Source organism: Acinetobacter sp. 22512 (genome assembly GCF_052044755.1).
GTDB classification, from domain to species: domain Bacteria; phylum Pseudomonadota; class Gammaproteobacteria; order Pseudomonadales; family Moraxellaceae; genus Acinetobacter; species Acinetobacter pittii.
In genome coordinates this window covers 46,726-64,084 of record NZ_JBQENP010000013.1, presented here as the reverse complement: position 1 = coordinate 64,084, position 17,359 = coordinate 46,726, and the positions used below count along the sequence as shown (strand labels likewise).

Sequence of the window (17,359 nt, the reverse complement as noted above, 5' to 3'; positions counted from 1 at the left end):
TTAAGCTTGTGTCCAATAGTTTTAAACATTATAAGTATGGGTCTTTACGCCAGTTGCTCGGACTGCGACCACTCCAGCGTTTAAAAGCGCGGCTAAAATTTGCAACGTCCGAATAGCCAAGTTCATCAGCAATTTGTTCAAGACTGTAATCTGTACGTGAAAGTAAAGATGTTGCATGTCGATAACGTACTTCATCAACTAACGTTGAAAATGATGTTCCTTCCGCTGCTAATTGGCGCTTTAGTGTACGGTCTGACATGTGTAGACATTCAGCTACATTTTCGATGCTTAAATAATGTTGTTCAGAATTACTTAAAATATCACGAACACGCATTGCTAAACGACGGCGTTCACCTAAAGCAGAAAGTTCAGCTTCGCACTGATTAATAGCAACCTGACTTGCGATAGGATCAGCATTAACTAATTTAATTCCTAAGTATTTTTTATCAAAACTTGAAATCAGATGTGGCTGGTTGAAGCGAATTGTGCTGCTTAGTTTATTTCTATACTTTTCAAAGCCTTCTGGTTCAGGAAAGTCCAAATCTACATCACCAGCTAAATCTTCGATACCCGTAATCGCTTTAGCCATACTCATGATGCCAATGGTCAAACCTAAAACGATTTCTGTCCGTAGAGGTTCAAGTTCGATGTCGCACTGTAATTGTAGGGTAGCTTTTGGCCCAAACGTTGAAAAATAGAGTTGTAAAAAAGGTAGTCGTAGTTGAATAAAGCGTGCTGCAAGGGCAATTGCTTCAGTAATGTCTTTGGCTGTCATAATCGCATAGCCAATGAAGCCATGAATCGAAATACGCATTTGAGTACCAAGATGGTAACCCAACGTGGTTTCACCAGTTAAATTAAGCGCGTGTTTAACCAGTTCGTTTGCTACAGGTGTAGAAATACGATAATCAGGATCGGCCAGTTGCTCACTAGTAAGATGAAATGGAGCAAATAATGTTTCATCGTTATATCCCCAACGTGAAACAACATCTAATAGCAATAAGCCATAGACACCCGGAATACCTTGATCTTGACGAGCTGAGGTAATTTTCATATGCGTTCCATTGCTCTCATCAATTTGTCACATGCATTTCTTACACATCTTGTCATGAAATATAATCTGAGTTTATAAAAACTGTTAGACAATCATATCAACCATGTTTTAAACATTCTTTTTAAAGACAACAATTTTTGTTGTTGAAATAAGTAATACGTCACCATTTTGATTTAAGGCTTGCGTAACGTAACTTACAATACCACGATCTAATTTTGTTTTGGATGGTGTGATCGCTGAAATTTCTGCTTCAACATGAATTTTATCACCTGGTCGAGTAGGGCGTGGCCACCGTAAGCTAGACTCTGAACCAATCAGGCCGCCATGAATCGGCATACATTCTGTCCATAACCGCATAGTAATTGCAGAAGTATGCCAACCGCTAGCAGCAATTCCTTGAAAAATTGGATCGTGCTTAGCTTGTTCTTCATCTATATGGAAGGGTTGAGGGTCATAGGAGCTTGCGAATTTTTTGATTTCATCTAAGGTAATTTCATATTCACGGCTAATGAAACGATCACCAATTTTCAAATCTTCTAAATAAAGCATTAATCTTGACCCTGTAATACTTTTTGTTCAATTAGGAAACCACCTGTTTGACGTTTCCATAACTGTGCGTATATACCATTTTGCGCAATTAACTCTTCATGAGTTCCTTGCTCAGCAATTCGACCTTCATCAAGAACGATTAAACGGTCCATTTGTGCAATAGTAGATAAACGGTGTGCAATTGCAATAACGGTTTTATCAACCATCAGGTCATTTAAACTTGACTGGATTGCTGCTTCAACTTCCGAGTCTAATGCACTAGTTGCTTCATCTAAAATAAGAATAGGAGCATCTTTTAAGAATACACGTGCAATGGCAATACGCTGTCTTTGACCACCAGAAAGTTTAACACCACGTTCACCTACTTGAGCGTTATAACCACTACGTCCTTTTAAATCAACCAATTGCGGAATAAATTCAGCAGCTTTGGCTTTATTTACAGCATTCTCCATGTCTGCATCAGATGCATCAGGGCGACCATATTTAATATTTTCTGCAACTGAGCGATGCAATAAAGACGTATCTTGAGTAACTAAAGCAATATTAGCTCTTAAACTATCTTGAGTTACATCTTCGATGTTTTGACCATCAATTAAAATGGCACCTTGCTTAAGATGGTAAAAATGTAAAAGCAACTGGATCAGCGTCGACTTTCCTGCGCCAGAACGGCCCACGATTCCTATTTTTTCGCCTGCTCTAATATGCAAGTTGAAGTGATCAATCACATTTTTATTGTTATAAGCAAAGCTTACATCTTTAAATACAATTTCACCTTTGGTCACTGCAAGTGGTTTCGCATCTGGTTTGTCTTGAATATTGATTTTTTTACCTAATGTTTGCATACCATCTTGAATGGTTCCAACATTTTCAAATAAGGCTGACATATGCCACATCATAAATTCAGCCATACTATTAAGTTTTAAAATCATTGCAGTAGTTGCTGCGATTACACCTAATGCTGCTAAACCTTGGGTCCATAGCCAAACAGAAGTACCAATTACACCTACAAACAAAACAGCAGACAACATATTGATGCTGACTTCAAAGAGGGTGCCTAAACGCATTTGAGCATAGACTGTAGTCATAAACTCTTTCATAGATGCTTTTGCGTATTGGCTTTCACGACCAGCATGGGCAAATAGTTTTACTGTTTGGATGTTGGTGTATGCATCTGTTACACGGCCAGTCATGATCGCTCTAGCATCGGCTTGTTGCTGAGAAACTTTACTTAAGCGGGGGATAAAGAACCATGCGCTTAATAAAAATAGGCTTAACCAAACTAAAAGTGGAATAAGTAAAATTGGTGAAATTGCGCCAAGAACAATGCTGACTGTAATGAAGTAAATGCTGACGTATGCCAACATGTCACCCAAAATAATCCAGAACTCACGGATTGCTAACGCTGTTTGCATAACCTTAGCAGAAAGTCGTCCTGCAAAGTCATTATGGAAAAAGTCTAAGCTTTGTTTCAATAAAAGATTATGGAAACGCCAGCGCAAACGCATTGGGAAGGTACTATATAAAATCTGATGTTTGATAATAGATTGAATATTTACAAAAAAGATATTGGTAAATAAGACTGCAATCAAAATGAGTAAATCAGTAGCATGCTGACTTAAAAAGCTTTCCGGATGACTTTTACTTAACCAGTCTACGAGTTGTCCAATCTTTGAAAAAAGTAAGGCTTCAAAGCTTGCAGCACCTGCTGTAAAAAGAATAAGTAAGAATAAGTAAGGGCGTAGGCCTTCCGTAGCTTGCCACACAAATGGGAAAAAACGAGTTGGTAAAGGTTCATCTAAACCTTTAGTTGGGTAGGGATCTACAAGTTTTTCAAACCACTTCAGCATGAATTACTACCTTTGAGACAAAAGCCACTTAATTAAATCTTTGCAATTTAATTTGCAAAAAGTCAGTTAGATCAATATCACTTAGGGTTTCGATCTTGTGAATATATGCAAATACACATGAACTGATAATGTTGTACGTCTTAAATTAATACATGACGCAAAAATGGAGACTCGAAGAAATCTTCAAGAACGTCGCGAGGACTAAAAGTATTATTTATTATATCGAGATTAATAGATAAAGGGTGAAGGAATTTATTCTTTAAGTATTTTTTCTTAGTATTTTGAACATGTGTTAAATTATTACAGCTACACATTAATTAGAAAAGGCCTTTAGATCTATATCCTAAAGGCCTAAGTATTGTATTACCACATTAGGTCGTCTGGAATAACATATGCTGCATATGGATCTTCCTCATCAGTGGCTTGTTCGTTTTTCTCAGCATTATTAATTAAAATGAAGCCTTGCATTTTTTGATCAATTTTTTCACCTAAAGCTTTTGGAAGATAGGCGTATTGATCTTGATCTTTAGCAATAACTAGGCTACCTGCAACAAGTGCATTATAAACTTGCTGAGATAGATACACTTTTTTGATTTTATTTTCATCAATAAATTGATAAGCCACATCCCCAGCAAAATCAGTAATCTTGTGCTGCTTAATCATCTGAATGATTGATGCTTTAAGTGCTTTTTCTTCAAGCTGTTTCTGTTTTTCTAAATTTAAAGCCTGATCTTTAGCTAACTTTTCTTGTTGAGCTTTTTCAATATTTGCTTTGATTTCAGCTTCATTACTTAGTCCAAGACGTTGTTCGTGATGAGCTTGCTTTGTTAATTTTTTTGCTTTTTTATTATCAACTAAACCAGCTTTTAATAGCTGTGCTTGTAAGGCATTTTTAACCATGTCTTAGTCCTTTTGTGAAGTTGAAGTACTATAGAGATAAACTATCCAGTAAGAAATACTTAAGGCTAAGCTTAAAATTGCTGGCAATAAAAATGATTGTAGTTTCAAATATGGATGTACTGAAGCGGCAAGAATTCCACCCAGCAGGAAGCCAGCAAGAATAAGTAAATGTAAAACAATACGTCGATTTTCTACAATTAAGCCTCTGGCTTTATATCCAAGTGCTAAACCAATATCAGTCAGCACACCAGATAGATGAGTAGTGCGAATAATCGTTCCTTTGTAGTGGCTTACCATCGCATTTTGTAACCCCATTGCCGTACAAGCCCATAATAATCCATAGCGTGGAAAATAAGGAAGCAATAGCCAGCAAAGGAAAATGAATAAGGCAACAAGGCTCAAAGGTAAGCCATAACGACGACCTAGTCGAAAATGACTGCTACCTAAAATAAAACCACTATAAAATGAACCGCAAACATAACAAATAATCACCAGAAGTAAAAAAATGATATGTTCTGGTTGCCACTCTACCAAACTCATAGCCAGCATACTAACGTTGCCAGTCATATGTGAAATAGATTGATGCAAAAGAGTAATTAACCCTAATACATTTATCATTCCGGCATTAAATGCCAGCAAAAAGGCTCCAAGTTGGAACCAGTTTGGTAGACGTTGAAATGGCATTTTGTTTAAGACGCTTGCTTAGAGCGAATATCTACAGCTGCGGTAAATAATACATCTGTAGATGAGTTAAGGGCTGTTTCTGTAGAGTCTTGCAATACACTGATAATCATACCAACGGCCACAACTTGCATTGCTACTTCTGATGAAATACCAAATAAACTACAAGCTACTGGAATCAGAAGTAAAGAACCGCCAGCAACACCAGAAGCACCACAAGCTGATACAGTCGCAACAACTGATAAAATAACCATTGTAGCTAAATCAACATGAATGCCAAGCGTATGGACGGTTGCTAATGTAAGTACAGTAATCGTTACTGCCGCACCTGCCATATTTACTGTTGCGCCTAAAGGAATAGACACACTAGCTGTAGACGGGTTAACACCTAAACGCTCTGCTAAATCCAAGTTAACTGGAATGTTTGCTGCTGAGCTTCGTGTGAAGAATGCAGTGATCCCACTTTCTTTTAAACATTTAAAAACTAATGGATATGGATTACCACGGATAGTTAAACCTACTAAAATAGGGTTCACTACGAGGGCAACAAATAACATTGTTCCTAATAACACCACTAATAAGTGTGCATAGCTCTCAAGCGTCGCAAGACCAGCATCAGCAAAGGTCACTGCAACCAATCCAAAAATACCGACTGGTGCAAAAGCAATTACTTTATGAATAATAGCACTTACAGCATGTGAAACATCTTGCATCACTTGTTTTGTGGTATATGAACTATGGCGCATAGCTAAACCTAGGCCAATTGCCCAAGCTAAAATACCAATAAAGTTAGCTTCACTAATTGCTTGAACAGGGTTCGCAATAAAGCTTAAAAGCAAATTTTTTAATATATCTGCGAGACTACCAGGCGCTTGTAAATTATTATGAGAAACCGTGTTGAGGTAAAGTGTGCTTGGAAAAGATAAACTTGCAATAACAGCACTAAAAGCAGCTAACAACATACCTATAACGTACAGTAGCAAAACTGGGCGTAAATTGGCGCTATGACCCACTTGGAAGTTGGCAATAGAAGAAAGCACCAATACAAAAACTAAAATAGGGGCAACCGACTTTAAGGCTTTAATGAAAAGCTCACCAAATAAACTTAAGTAAGGCGTAACGTTCGGAAATAGTAATGCAACGCCTATCCCTAGAATAATGGCGATAATAATCTTAGTGACTAAGCTTAATCGAGAAAAGAATGCAAGCATATAAAGGCCTTATTAACCTAATCATGGCTAAAGGTTGAACAAGCGGAGTATTTTATACTTAAGTGATGTGAATCTTAAGCTTTTTTATAGCACCTATAAGTAATTATACTTAATGGTAATATTAAATAATTGTTTTTATTGGTCTTAATTTAATATTTTTAATTTTATAGTTGGTGGTTTTGCTTGTTAATTGCTCATTAAAAAACTAGGTATATCAAAAAGCTGTGAAAGCATGGAATAGGCTAAAGAAAATAGGGTGGCAAAAAGTTAAATATGGTTGAGCTTTTTAGAAAAGCTACGCGAATTTTCAAAACTTTGTGCTTGGATTGGACTCTAAGCTTTCAAGCTGAAAAATCGCATATTTCAGGAAGTTACTACTATTATTATAAATTTATAATTTAGAAAATATTATTTACTTGCACAGTACAGCTGATGAAGCGTATTTAAAATTGAATGCATATTGTCATCCTTAATTGAATAAAAAATTTGCTTACCATCACGACGGGTTGATACAACATCACTTTTGCGTAGCATCATAAGTTGTTGTGAAAGAGTGGGCTGGGTAATTTGGGTCTTCTCTTCAATTTGAGAAACATTTAACTCCTCATAAGCTAAGTGACATAAAATTAATAAACGATCTGTATTAGCCAAAGATTTAAGAATTCCAACGACTGAATCAGCCGCATTTTTCATTTCTTCGATTTGGAGTCCATCTTTCATACTTTATACCTATATCAATATAGCGGGCATAGTATAGATTGATCTTATGAAAATGAATGTAGCAAAACTAATCAATCCAATTGTTTTTGTTGAAAAGCAATATAAGAGGAATTGATAAATAAGTAGTCTTTCTAATTAAAAACAACTATTTGTATTTCTTTTGTGTCTAAAATGTTGCTTTGTGTTATAAGTGTAATTGTTAAGTATAAGTGAAACGAAGTCAACCTAAAACAATTTCAATTTGCTTTCAATAAATAGTTAAATCTAATTTATCTTGAGACAAATCATAAAAAAGGATTGAGTTTTTATTTTTTAAATATATAATCTGTTTTGTACAGACAGGTCTGTATATTTTGGTTCAGTAAGGTCGAAAAAAACGTCTAATTGTGAACCAAAATGACTTTCAGACGCAGCGTGATACATAAGAAGAATCATTAAATATAAGAAGAAGAATATCACGCTTTATTTTTATGCTGCTCTTTCGAAATCGATTAATTTTTCTACTCGAGTCCAGTAATCATTAATTTTTATTGAACCATGTTCGACTTGAGCCTGTATGGTCATACCTTCCAAAATATTAACGAGTAGTAAAGATAGGGGAACTGGCTCTTTTACATCATACTGGTTAAGAAGATTTTGCATGAGTTGGGTCAACCAAGCTTTATACAAAGTGGCAGGTTGATGTGTTGAAGGATATTGTTTTAAAACCTCTTCCAAGGCTTTTTGAAACATGCAGCCATTAAAATCTTCACTATTAAACCAGTCGGAATACCATAAAAATACTGCTTTAATTCTCGCAAGAGGGTCTAACTCATCATGTTTTGATAAGGCAGAAGTAAGAGAGTTTTGTAGAAGCGTATTTCGAAGAAGTAGACACTCTTCAATTAATTTTTCTTTTGATGGAAAATGCTTATAGAAAGTCATTTTTGCAACGCCAGATTCATTAATGATGCGATCTACACCTATTGAATTATAGCTATACGAGTTAAAAAGTCTTAATGCGGTGTTAATAATGTCATCTTTTTTCGACATATTTTAGCCTCTCACAAATGAATTGCTATTAGCTTGAACGGTGATCTTTATCAATGAGAATCTAGATAATTTAATTTTACAAGGTATTGTTTGTTATTGATAGAAAAAAGATATTATTTTTTTAAACGCTGAAGTTTTACTTTTAAGGGAAAGGTAAAGGGTTCTAGGCTATATATTTAAATAATTATACTTCCTTTTTCAAAATCTTTTAACTTCAATATTTTTGCGATAAGTCGCTTTAAAATTTAAAAAGGAAATTAATAAACAAAAAACAAATCTATTTTTGAGTTTGTCGGCCAATTTAAAAGTGGACTTCCCGTTGCTTTGAAAAGTCCACTTTTATTAAGTTTCTTACTCTGAAGGTGGCAAAAGCATCAAAATAGATTCATTGAGTAAGTAAGCAACATTTTCAAGGATTTCAAGCTCATTAAATTCGCTATCGAAAGCTAAGCTTTCTCCATCAGCAATAGCTTTTAATTTTGGTGCGAAAGTTTCAGCTATACATAGCGCTTCGCCATTTCCCCAGAAGTTTAGAATTCCGTTATTTTCTGTATAAAGTAGGCGAGAGGCAGGTTCTAATAGAACTTCATAACCTTCATGTAAGATCTCTTGAAGATCATCGGCTTCGATCTCATCAGGTTCTGGAATATTATCTGGATATTTAGGTTCGCTCATATAAGACATGATTGCTGCATCAAGTGCTGCAGAGTCTTGCAACTGAGCTAAAACTAATTCTTTTAGATAACTTAGTTCAGTTGAGCTAATTTCACCAATTTGACTCATTTGTGTGCGTGCGATATCTACAACAGGATTTTGAAGTAAAGTATTGGCTGAAAATTGATCACTAATACGTTCCATCATTCCTGCAACGTTTGGCATGCGAAAGCCAAATGAGAAAGTTAAGCAGTCATCTTCAGCAACCCCATAATGTGCCATTCCAGGAGGAACATAGAGTAAATCACCTGGTACTAAAACCTCATCAAATTGCACATCTATTTCTGGCAAAAGTTTTAATGGTTGATTGGGTACAAATGCAGTATTTGCATCGCACCTTTGACCTAGCTGCCAGCGACGATGACCATGACCCTGAACTAAAAACACATCATAGAAATCGAAATGTTTCCCAACTGAACCACCCTTAGGCGCATAAGACACCATAATGTCATCGCGGCGCCATTGAGGAATAAAAGGAAATTTTTTCCAAAGTTCAGAAAGATCAAAAGAGTAGTGATCTACTGCCTGTACTAAAATTGACCATAATTTTGGTAGCTTTTGAAAATCACCTTTGGTTAAAGGTGAAGACTTTACGTGCCATTCATTTGGATTTTTATCTTTTTGGCGAATCAGTCTGGCACTTGCATGTTCTTCCAAGGCAAGTTCTTGCACATCCTGAGGTTGTAAAAGACCTATAATTTCTGGTAATCCGTTACGCACCAGTAAAGGTTTTTTCTGCCAATACTCTGCTAAAAATTGCTCGGCAGTAATACCGCCTAAAACTGTTAAAGGTTCTGTCATGGAAATAACCTATTTATAAAATATCTAGAATTAAGGAATTTGTAGATCAAGTTGCCTTAAAATATGGCAAAGTTGAATCATAGGAAGACCCATAAGTGTGGTCTGATCTAGGCCTATCATTTTTTCAAACAAGCTAATTCCTAAACTTTCACACTTAAAGCTACCTGCGCAATGTAGTGGTTGATCTAATAAAACGTATCGTTCAATTTCAGCTTGATACAGGTTTCGAAATTTAACTTGATAATGTTCAACGAGCGTTTGTTCAAAGTTTCTATCGAGCCATTGCACGCTAAGCGCTGTACTAAAAAAAACAGTTCGACCAGAATTTTCGGCTAGTTGTGCTTTAGCATTTTCACTAGTCATCGGTTTGCCAATAAAGTCATGCGGAGCATGTTCTCGCCAAGCAACTTGATCTGAACCAATAACGATGGCTGATGGGTTCTGTTCAGCAATCACCTGAGCTTTTGTGAAAGCGAGCCTTTTTGCAAGTTCATCGGCATGGGTTTCATCGCGAGGACTTTCATCAATATCGGGACTAATACAAATATAATTAATTCCAAGACGGTCCATTAAGTCTTTGCGAGTTTGACTACTCGAAGCCAAAATAATTTGTGGCTGAACCATTACACTGCAAATTCCATTAATACATGTAAAGGTACATAGCTTAATACAGCTTGATGACATGCATGTATTTTAATAGGAGGCGCTTCACCAGCTTGATAAGCCTCTACCCAGCGAGTTACGCAGATACACCAGAAATCACCCGGTTTTAAGCCAGGGAAGCCTACTTCTGGTAAAGGAGTAATAAGATCATTACCAATTTTTTGAGAAAAATTTAAGAAATCAGAGGTCATTTGTGCACATACGGTGTGCTGACCAAGGTCTGTTACTGCTGTGTGGCAGAAACCATTTCTAAAATAGCCCGTAATAGGGTCAAAGCAACAACTTGCTAAAGGTTCCCCTAAAACATTTAAGCGATTGATTTGTGGATCTGGATGAATAGACATAATGGGTGAAATATCAAATAACTACCTCTATCATAATCAAAACTGGGGCTTTCTACAGCTTTTATGCAAAAAAACTAACCTTTTTTGATGTAATCATTTAAAATTGGCGCGTTTTTAAAATCATAAAGAGAGCTTTACATGAATTTTCAGCGTATGACTGACCTTAACTTAACAGGCAAACGTGTCCTTATTCGTGAAGATTTAAACGTTCCTGTCAAAAATGGTGTGATTACTAGCGATGCTCGCTTACGTGCAGCATTACCAACTATTAAAGCTGCTTTAGATAAAGGCGCAGCAGTGATGGTATGTTCACATCTAGGTCGTCCTGTTGAAGGTGAACCAAAGCCAGAACAATCACTTGCACCAGTCGCTGCTTATTTAACAGAAGTATTAGGCCAAGAAGTTAAATTATTAACAGATTATCTAGAAGGCGTTGAAGTTGAAGCTGGTCAAGTTGTATTGCTTGAAAATGTACGCTTTAACCATGGCGAAAAGAAAAATAATCCAGAGCTCGCTCAAAAATATGCTGCACTATGTGACGTATTTGTTATGGATGCATTTGGTACTGCTCATCGTGCAGAAGCATCTACTGAAGGTGTAGCTCGTTTCGCTCCAGTTGCTGCTGCTGGTCCTTTGTTGGCTGCTGAGTTAGATGCACTAGGCCGTGCAATGCAAACTCCTGAAAAACCAATGGTTGCAATTGTTGCTGGTTCTAAAGTTTCAACTAAACTCGATGTTTTAAACTCACTTTCTAGTATCTGTGATCAACTGATCGTTGGTGGCGGTATTGCAAATACATTCTTAGCAGCTGCTGGCTTTAACGTTGGTAAATCATTATATGAAGCTGACTTGGTTGAAACTGCTAAACAAATTGCTGCTAAAGTAAGTGTTCCACTCCCTACAGATGTTGTAGTTGCTGATGCATCGCAAATTAATTTTGAAGATTTCTTAGGTTCTTTAGCAGCAGCTCAAGCTGTTGTGAAGAAAGTAGAAGATGTGACTGCAAATGATATGATTTTAGACGTTGGTCCAGAAACAGCTAAAGCATTTGCTGATATTTTAACAACATCAAAAACGATCCTTTGGAATGGTCCAGTAGGCGTATTTGAAGTAGATCAATTTGGTGAAGGTACCAAAGCACTTTCTCTTGCGGTTGCTCAATCGGAAGGATTCTCGATTGCTGGTGGTGGAGATACATTAGCTGCGATTGATAAATATAACGTAGCTGATCAAATTGGTTATATTTCTACAGGTGGTGGCGCATTCCTTGAGTTTGTTGAAGGAAAAACATTGCCAGCAGTTGCTGCTTTGCTTGAACGTGCTTAATACTGTTATATAGAAATAAGAAGGGATTGGGTAACCAATCCCTTTTTCATTGATAAGTCATTAAACTGTCATATATCTGCAATAAAATGTCGAGCATTAAATCACCAACTGTGGAAAATAGTGATGAATTTAAAGCTTACATTTGCTGCTGTGTTAATTGTACCGATGATGTTGACTGCTTGTGCTAAGAAAGATGAAGCATCTCAAGCGGGGCAAGAATCAGCTGCATCTACTGCTGTTTCTGAAAAAGTAACGCCTGAGCAACAAGCAGCAATTGATGCGATTGATAAGCCAGTTCTAGATGAAAAGAATACAGATGTGGTTGAAGGTAGTGCGCCAAGTGAGGCTGCTGCTTCAGAAACACATTAATTTGTTGTTTTTTGTTAAAAAATCCCTGCAAATGCAGGGATTTTTTTTGAAATACTGTGATTTGTTGCTGAATTGAAATAAATGACAGGGTAGAATAAGCCGCACTACCTGGGAGGATATTATGGCACTCATTTCAATGCGCCAGCTCTTGGATCACGCTGCTGAACATAACTACGGCGTACCAGCATTTAACGTAAATAACTTAGAACAAATGCGTGCAATTATGCTTGCCGCGGATGCAACCAATTCACCTGTAATTGTTCAAGCATCAGCTGGAGCTCGCAAATATGCAGGCGCTCCATTCTTACGCCATCTTATTTTGGCTGCAATTGAAGAATGGCCGCATATTCCAGTGGTAATGCATCAAGACCATGGAACAAGCCCTGATATCTGTCAGCGTTCAATTCAGCTTGGCTTTAGTTCCGTAATGATGGACGGTTCATTAGGTACAGATGGTAAAACACCTACTTCTTACGAATACAACGTTGATGTAACTCGTAATGTTGTTGCTTTAGCACATGCATGTGGTGTTTCTGTCGAAGGTGAGATTGGCTGTTTAGGTAGCCTTGAAACTGGTATGGCTGGCGAAGAAGACGGTGTTGGTGCTGAAGGTGTACTTGACCACTCACAACTTCTTACTTCTGTTGAAGAAGCGACTCAGTTTGTTGCCGACACTAATGTAGATGCATTGGCGATTGCTGTAGGTACTTCACATGGTGCTTACAAGTTCACTCGTCCACCTACAGGTGATATCTTAGCAATTGACCGCATTAAAGAAATTCATGCGGCATTACCAAATACTCATCTTGTTATGCATGGTTCAAGTTCTGTGCCGCAAGAGTGGTTGAAAGTAATCAATGAGTTTGGTGGTGATATTAAAGAGACTTATGGTGTACCTGTTGAGCAGCTTGTAGAAGCAATTAAACATGGTGTGCGTAAGATCAATATCGATACAGACTTACGTTTAGCATCTACTGGTGCAATTCGTCAGTTTATGGCTGAAAACCCAGCTGAATTCGATCCACGTAAATACTTTGCTAAAACTGTAGATTCAATGAAGCAAATTTGTATTGATCGTTATGAAGCGTTTGGTACAGCTGGAAATGCTGACAAGATTCGTCCGATTTCTTTAGAGAAAATGGTTGATCGCTATAAATAATTCCCGTCAGGGTTTAATTTATAGAAACCGGTTATTTATATAACCGGTTTTTTATTACATACATTTCATTCATAAAAAAACCTGTGATAAACACAGGTTTTGATGGAGAGAAAAAGACTTACTTTTGTAAGTTCTTTTTGTCTAGACTTGGATCTTTGATTTCTACATATGCATTTGCACGTACTTCACGTAACCAGCTATCAATCTCAGTGTTAAATTGGCGTTCACCTAAAATTTGACGTGCCATACGCTCTTGATATTCATGCGTCATATCTTTTTCACGTTTATCTGTTACTTGTAAGATATGCCAGCCGAATTGAGTTTGGAAAGGTTCGCTAATTTCACCTACAGGAATTTCCTGCATTTTTTTATCAAATTCAGGAACCATCATTCCAGGTGTTACCCAACCCAAACTTCCACCATCACGTGCTGAGCCTGTGTCATTTGAATAGGTTGCTGCAAGTGTTGCAAAATCTTGACCAGCTTTTAAGCGTTTATAGATGTTATCAATAATTTGCTTAGCATTCTCAAGAGTGACTACTTCAGATGGTTGAATGAGAATGTGGCGGGTTTGAAATTGAGGTACTAAAGCTTTTTGCTCATTTTGTTTACGTTCAAGAAGCTTTAAAACATGTACACCATCACGTACTGAAACTAAGTCAGTCGTTTGACCATCTTGTAATGGAGTAATACGAGCTGCAAGTTCAGCAGGAATATCAGACAGTGGGCGGAAACCCATATCAGCACCTTCAACTTTTACATTTGCAGTTGAAAGTTTTTTCAAAGCATTTATATCATTACTTTGCGCAAGCTTTGAACGAACTTCTTGAGCTACAGATTGAACTTCTTGTGCATTGTCACCAGAAATGCGCATATGAATTACATGTGCTTGGTTACCTAACGCAGCTTGTCCCTGAGGTGATTTTAAGAAGTTTTCTACATCTTGATCACTAATTTTAATGCGAGACATCACTTGTTGTTGGCGCAAACGGCTAATCGCTAAATCCTCAGCGATTCGGCCACGTAAACTTTCATAAGTTCCGGGTGCCATAGCATCCAACTTTTGCTGGAAAGCTTCTAAACTTTTACTTCCAGATTGACTTGCTACTTTTAAGACTGCTTCATTTAAGCTTTTTTCATCAGGTTTGATGCCATATTTTTTAACTTGTTCAAGTTGTGCCTCACGCAAGATGAGTTGATCTAATACTTGAAACTGTAAGTATTGCTGAGGTGGCACTTCTTTCTTTTGAGCTTGCAGTTCATGAGCTGCTTCAGCCATACCTTGTTGAAGATCGCTTTTTAAAATTACGCTATTGTCCACAATTGCCACAACTTCATCAGCGGGTTGGGCAAAACTATGCATTGATGAAGAGATTAGGGCAGCAAGTGTAGTTGCTTTAAAAAACTGTTTAAGATGCTTTGTCTTCATTAACGTTGTGTCCAAGATTGATTAATTTTGTTAAAACCTAAAACGCGATTTTCAAGTAAAGACGCGAGTTTATTGTTTAAACCACCTAAACCTTTTAATGTAATTTCGGCCATGATCGCGCGCTTTTCACTAACATCTGGAGATTTTGGATCGTCTAGATCGTTATAGTATGAACGGCCATAGACAGAAATACCCCAGCAACATGACTCATAGTTAACTCCTAACAAGAGTTCACGGGCAACATCATTGTCCATGTCATATTGTACGTGGCCCATAATACGCCAATTGTCTTTAATTGGTTGTATAAACGATGCAACCACTTGGTCATAAGTGTCTTGACGACCAGGAATGTCTTTACGATAGAAATAGCCTAAGTTATATAGATTTCCTTTATCACCTGTATAGTAAAGCTGGAAGTCACGTTGAGCATTGTCACCATTCGACATCCAAGCTGAGTTGGCAGCAATGGTAAAGTTTTGATTAAGTTGGCTAGATAGGCTAACAACAGGACCAGTGTTACGCTCGGTGTCAAATTCGTCTTGACCTTGTTTTAAAGTGACACGTCGATCTTCAAAATAGTAACTTTGGCCTACGCTTGCACGTAAACGTTCTAAACCTACTGTGTCAAAGAGGCTATAACTCACACCCAATGATAAAAAGTTGTTGTCTTCAAGGCGGTCATGACCATAAAAACGGTAAGGGTTAAATAATTGATCATAACTTACTGATGCGGTGGTTGAGTCAAAGTTAGGATAACCATCTTGATTTTTGTATGGAGCGTAAGCGTAGAAAGCACGTGGCGTAAGTGTTTGTAAGTACTTACCATCACGTTCAAAGTTCAGTCCAGTGTCTAACGTGAATTGAGGTACAACGACTGATTTATTTTCGGAACCACCATCTAGATTTTGAGATGCGATACTGTCCTTATCATAGAACGTTTGAATAGAACGTACAGAGACTTCAGGAATCACAAAAGCTGCGGGTGTACGGTAGTTATAACGTGTTGCGAACTGGTTATAAATACGTGTACCACTACTTTCTTGAGCAGAATCATCATTAATTGATTTCTTAAAGTAAGCAGTGTCGTTATTAAATTCGTATTGTAGTCCTAGTGGATTACCAGTGACGTAATTTAATAAGAATTGTGGTAAACGTGCATATGGTTTGTCTGCATCCTTAACTAGAGGATCAAGTGTCTGAAAATCTTCGACCTTAAGCTGTGCTTTTAAACCCGGAATACCATGTTGATAATTAAGTTCCCAAGCTCTACGTAAGTTAAGATCTGTTTTAGAGTTAGGACTGCTATCTAAGTCAGAGAAGTAATCTTTATCTGATGCATAGTTATATTCGAGGTTAGTAGACCACTGGTCGTTGATATCCCAATTATGTAAAAAATGGAAATCTTTACGATCTTTGTCATCATAACCTTTGTCAGATGGCAAGATGCCACCCCACATTTCCCCAGCACCAAAGCCATCAGTTAAATATCTAAATTCACCTTTTAGCATTGCACCGCGGTCTGCTAAATATCGCGGAGTAAGTGTCAAATCATAGTTAGGTGCAAGGTTTAGATAAACCGGAACAGAAAGCTCAACACCGCCATCGTTTGAGAAACCAAATTGTGGGTTGAGGATACCTGTAGTACGGCGGTCATCAATCGGGAAGTTAAAATAGGGAACAGCTAGAACAGGAACGTCCTTAACATATAATTTTGTTCCACGAGTTACGCCGCGTCCAGTTTCCTGATTTAACTCAATTTTATTGGCTTGGATTTTCCAACTAGGTTTTTGGCCTGGTGGGCAAGTCGTATAGGTTGCATCATTAAGAACCATAACGTTTGGTGAGGTTCTTTCGATTTTTCCTGCATGACCATGGGCATGTTGCTGTTCAGAAATATAAAAACTATTGTCTAAATTCCCGGTTTGGGTTTTTAGGTTGTAATTAATTTCATCACTCTGTGAAAGTAACCCGCCTTGAGCTAACTGTACTCGACCTTGTGCATGCGCAAAGGTTTGGGTCTTATCAATCGTTACTTTGTCAGCACGAACTGTGCGTCCTTCCTGATCAATAACGACATCACCTTCTAAAACAGAATCACCCGCTGGGTTGTAATGTCCGTAGTTAGCAGTAACGACAGAAGTCGCTTTGTCGGCATCTAAAGCTTTGGTCTCAGGGTTAATCGGTGTAACCCATGTGCCTTGGCAAAATGCCGAGCTTAAATATTTATTGTCACGAAGCTGAGCTTCAGGTGCAGATTTATCAACATAATATTGTTGAAAGAATTCTTGACCTGGGTAAGCTTCCTTGATGCTCGCTTTAAGTTGATTATTGTCTATATTGGAGACAACATCAGTTGACTCAGCATAACTTGATTGTATGGAGCCACATAAGAGCGTAAAAATAGCTGTCGCTAAAGGATTAAATTTAAACTGATGCTTCATTGTCTCATTAACCAAGTATGCTAATTCACAATTAATTATTGTCGCATCATAGAGAAAAAGTTTATAAGTGGCTACACTTAACCCTTCAAAAATCTCAGCTTGTTTTAGATTTTATTGCA

Annotated in this window: 16 protein-coding genes; 3 read left to right on the top strand and 13 right to left on the bottom strand. The window is 37.4% G+C overall.

All coding sequences use genetic code 11. The features are described 5' to 3' along the window. Window positions 1-28: 28 nt before the first annotated feature. From ACTJJG_RS14070 to ACTJJG_RS14020, 11 genes are all read right to left on the bottom strand, one after another. Complete coding sequence (locus ACTJJG_RS14070) at window positions 29-1,054, bottom strand: AraC family transcriptional regulator (protein WP_002121430.1); 1,026 nt, start codon at window positions 1,052-1,054, stop codon at window positions 29-31. A 108-nt stretch (window positions 1,055-1,162) separates the two neighbouring features. After that, on the bottom strand, window positions 1,163-1,603 hold the full coding sequence (locus ACTJJG_RS14065) for a MaoC family dehydratase (protein ID WP_002121358.1): 441 nt from the start codon (window positions 1,601-1,603) through the stop codon (window positions 1,163-1,165). Further along, the gene (locus ACTJJG_RS14060; RefSeq protein WP_014206581.1) at window positions 1,603-3,450 is read right to left on the bottom strand and encodes an ABC transporter ATP-binding protein; all 1,848 of its coding nucleotides are present in this window, start codon (window positions 3,448-3,450) and stop codon (window positions 1,603-1,605) included. The genes ACTJJG_RS14065 and ACTJJG_RS14060 overlap by 1 nt, the downstream gene beginning before the upstream one ends. Window positions 3,451-3,813: 363 nt before the next feature. Beyond that, window positions 3,814-4,350 carry a DUF2058 domain-containing protein gene (locus ACTJJG_RS14055; protein ID WP_002121466.1) on the bottom strand — a complete coding sequence of 179 codons (537 nt, stop codon included), beginning with the start codon at window positions 4,348-4,350 and terminating at the stop codon, window positions 3,814-3,816. A 3-nt stretch (window positions 4,351-4,353) separates the two neighbouring features. Further along, window positions 4,354-5,034, bottom strand: a complete 681-nt coding sequence (locus tag ACTJJG_RS14050) for a YoaK family protein (protein WP_002121399.1) — start codon at window positions 5,032-5,034, stop codon at window positions 4,354-4,356. 5 nt (window positions 5,035-5,039) lie between these two features. After that, window positions 5,040-6,242, bottom strand: coding sequence for a serine/threonine transporter SstT (gene sstT / locus ACTJJG_RS14045; protein WP_032062368.1), 1,203 nt, complete (start codon window positions 6,240-6,242; stop codon window positions 5,040-5,042). A gap of 408 nt (window positions 6,243-6,650) precedes the next feature. Then, complete coding sequence (locus tag ACTJJG_RS14040; RefSeq protein ID WP_002121379.1) at window positions 6,651-6,962, bottom strand: ArsR/SmtB family transcription factor; 312 nt, start codon at window positions 6,960-6,962, stop codon at window positions 6,651-6,653. A 468-nt stretch (window positions 6,963-7,430) separates the two neighbouring features. After that, window positions 7,431-7,994, bottom strand: a complete 564-nt coding sequence (locus ACTJJG_RS14035) for a TetR/AcrR family transcriptional regulator (RefSeq protein ID WP_002121343.1) — start codon at window positions 7,992-7,994, stop codon at window positions 7,431-7,433. Window positions 7,995-8,345: 351 nt separating this feature from the next. Continuing rightward, a complete protein-coding gene (locus ACTJJG_RS14030; RefSeq protein WP_032057031.1) occupies window positions 8,346-9,509 on the bottom strand; it encodes a ribosomal protein uL16 3-hydroxylase in 1,164 nt (387 codons plus the stop codon). 30 nt (window positions 9,510-9,539) lie between these two features. After that, window positions 9,540-10,133, bottom strand: coding sequence for a Maf family protein (locus ACTJJG_RS14025; RefSeq protein WP_032057030.1), 594 nt, complete (start codon window positions 10,131-10,133; stop codon window positions 9,540-9,542). Beyond that, a complete protein-coding gene (locus ACTJJG_RS14020) occupies window positions 10,133-10,516 on the bottom strand; it encodes a DUF2237 family protein (protein ID WP_032057029.1) in 384 nt (127 codons plus the stop codon). Before ACTJJG_RS14020 ends, ACTJJG_RS14025 begins: the two co-directional genes overlap by 1 nt. 138 nt (window positions 10,517-10,654) lie before the next feature. Here ACTJJG_RS14020 and ACTJJG_RS14015 point away from each other — a divergent pair, with 138 nt between their 5' ends. The 3 genes from ACTJJG_RS14015 to fba all read left to right on the top strand — a co-directional run bounded on the left by ACTJJG_RS14015 (window position 10,655) and on the right by fba (window position 13,370). Next, a complete protein-coding gene (locus ACTJJG_RS14015; RefSeq protein WP_017386816.1) occupies window positions 10,655-11,842 on the top strand; it encodes a phosphoglycerate kinase in 1,188 nt (395 codons plus the stop codon). Window positions 11,843-11,965: 123 nt separating this feature from the next. Continuing rightward, window positions 11,966-12,211, top strand: coding sequence for a hypothetical protein (locus tag ACTJJG_RS14010; protein ID WP_004642615.1), 246 nt, complete (start codon window positions 11,966-11,968; stop codon window positions 12,209-12,211). A 121-nt stretch (window positions 12,212-12,332) separates the two neighbouring features. After that, window positions 12,333-13,370 carry a class II fructose-bisphosphate aldolase gene (fba, locus tag ACTJJG_RS14005; protein ID WP_002121428.1) on the top strand — a complete coding sequence of 346 codons (1,038 nt, stop codon included), beginning with the start codon at window positions 12,333-12,335 and terminating at the stop codon, window positions 13,368-13,370. 118 nt (window positions 13,371-13,488) lie between these two features. On the opposite strand, the gene ACTJJG_RS14000 is transcribed toward fba, so the two are convergent. Then, complete coding sequence (locus ACTJJG_RS14000) at window positions 13,489-14,799, bottom strand: peptidylprolyl isomerase (RefSeq protein ID WP_005069560.1); 1,311 nt, start codon at window positions 14,797-14,799, stop codon at window positions 13,489-13,491. Beyond that, window positions 14,799-17,240 (bottom strand): LPS-assembly protein LptD, encoded by a 2,442-nt coding sequence (locus ACTJJG_RS13995; RefSeq protein ID WP_032057025.1) that lies wholly within the window; start codon window positions 17,238-17,240, stop codon window positions 14,799-14,801. Before ACTJJG_RS13995 ends, ACTJJG_RS14000 begins: the two co-directional genes overlap by 1 nt. Between the last annotated feature and the right edge of the window lie 119 nt (window positions 17,241-17,359).

What these genes read in the sequence shown, in the direction of transcription:
- ACTJJG_RS14070 (WP_002121430.1), bottom strand. Translation starts at nt 1,054, where the DNA reads ATGAAAATTACCTCAGCTCGTCAAGATCAAGGTATTCCGGGTGTCTAT.
- ACTJJG_RS14065 (WP_002121358.1), bottom strand. Translation starts at nt 1,603, where the DNA reads ATGCTTTATTTAGAAGATTTGAAAATTGGTGATCGTTTCATTAGCCGT.
- ACTJJG_RS14060 (WP_014206581.1), bottom strand. Translation starts at nt 3,450, where the DNA reads ATGCTGAAGTGGTTTGAAAAACTTGTAGATCCCTACCCAACTAAAGGT.
- ACTJJG_RS14055 (WP_002121466.1), bottom strand. Translation starts at nt 4,350, where the DNA reads ATGGTTAAAAATGCCTTACAAGCACAGCTATTAAAAGCTGGTTTAGTT.
- ACTJJG_RS14050 (WP_002121399.1), bottom strand. Translation starts at nt 5,034, where the DNA reads ATGCCATTTCAACGTCTACCAAACTGGTTCCAACTTGGAGCCTTTTTG.
- sstT (WP_032062368.1), bottom strand. Translation starts at nt 6,242, where the DNA reads ATGCTTGCATTCTTTTCTCGATTAAGCTTAGTCACTAAGATTATTATC.
- ACTJJG_RS14040 (WP_002121379.1), bottom strand. Translation starts at nt 6,962, where the DNA reads ATGAAAGATGGACTCCAAATCGAAGAAATGAAAAATGCGGCTGATTCA.
- ACTJJG_RS14035 (WP_002121343.1), bottom strand. Translation starts at nt 7,994, where the DNA reads ATGTCGAAAAAAGATGACATTATTAACACCGCATTAAGACTTTTTAAC.
- ACTJJG_RS14030 (WP_032057031.1), bottom strand. Translation starts at nt 9,509, where the DNA reads ATGACAGAACCTTTAACAGTTTTAGGCGGTATTACTGCCGAGCAATTT.
- ACTJJG_RS14025 (WP_032057030.1), bottom strand. Translation starts at nt 10,133, where the DNA reads ATGGTTCAGCCACAAATTATTTTGGCTTCGAGTAGTCAAACTCGCAAA.
- ACTJJG_RS14020 (WP_032057029.1), bottom strand. Translation starts at nt 10,516, where the DNA reads ATGTCTATTCATCCAGATCCACAAATCAATCGCTTAAATGTTTTAGGG.
- ACTJJG_RS14015 (WP_017386816.1), top strand. Translation starts at nt 10,655, where the DNA reads ATGAATTTTCAGCGTATGACTGACCTTAACTTAACAGGCAAACGTGTC.
- ACTJJG_RS14010 (WP_004642615.1), top strand. Translation starts at nt 11,966, where the DNA reads ATGAATTTAAAGCTTACATTTGCTGCTGTGTTAATTGTACCGATGATG.
- fba (WP_002121428.1), top strand. Translation starts at nt 12,333, where the DNA reads ATGGCACTCATTTCAATGCGCCAGCTCTTGGATCACGCTGCTGAACAT.
- ACTJJG_RS14000 (WP_005069560.1), bottom strand. Translation starts at nt 14,799, where the DNA reads ATGAAGACAAAGCATCTTAAACAGTTTTTTAAAGCAACTACACTTGCT.
- ACTJJG_RS13995 (WP_032057025.1), bottom strand. Translation starts at nt 17,240, where the DNA reads ATGAAGCATCAGTTTAAATTTAATCCTTTAGCGACAGCTATTTTTACG.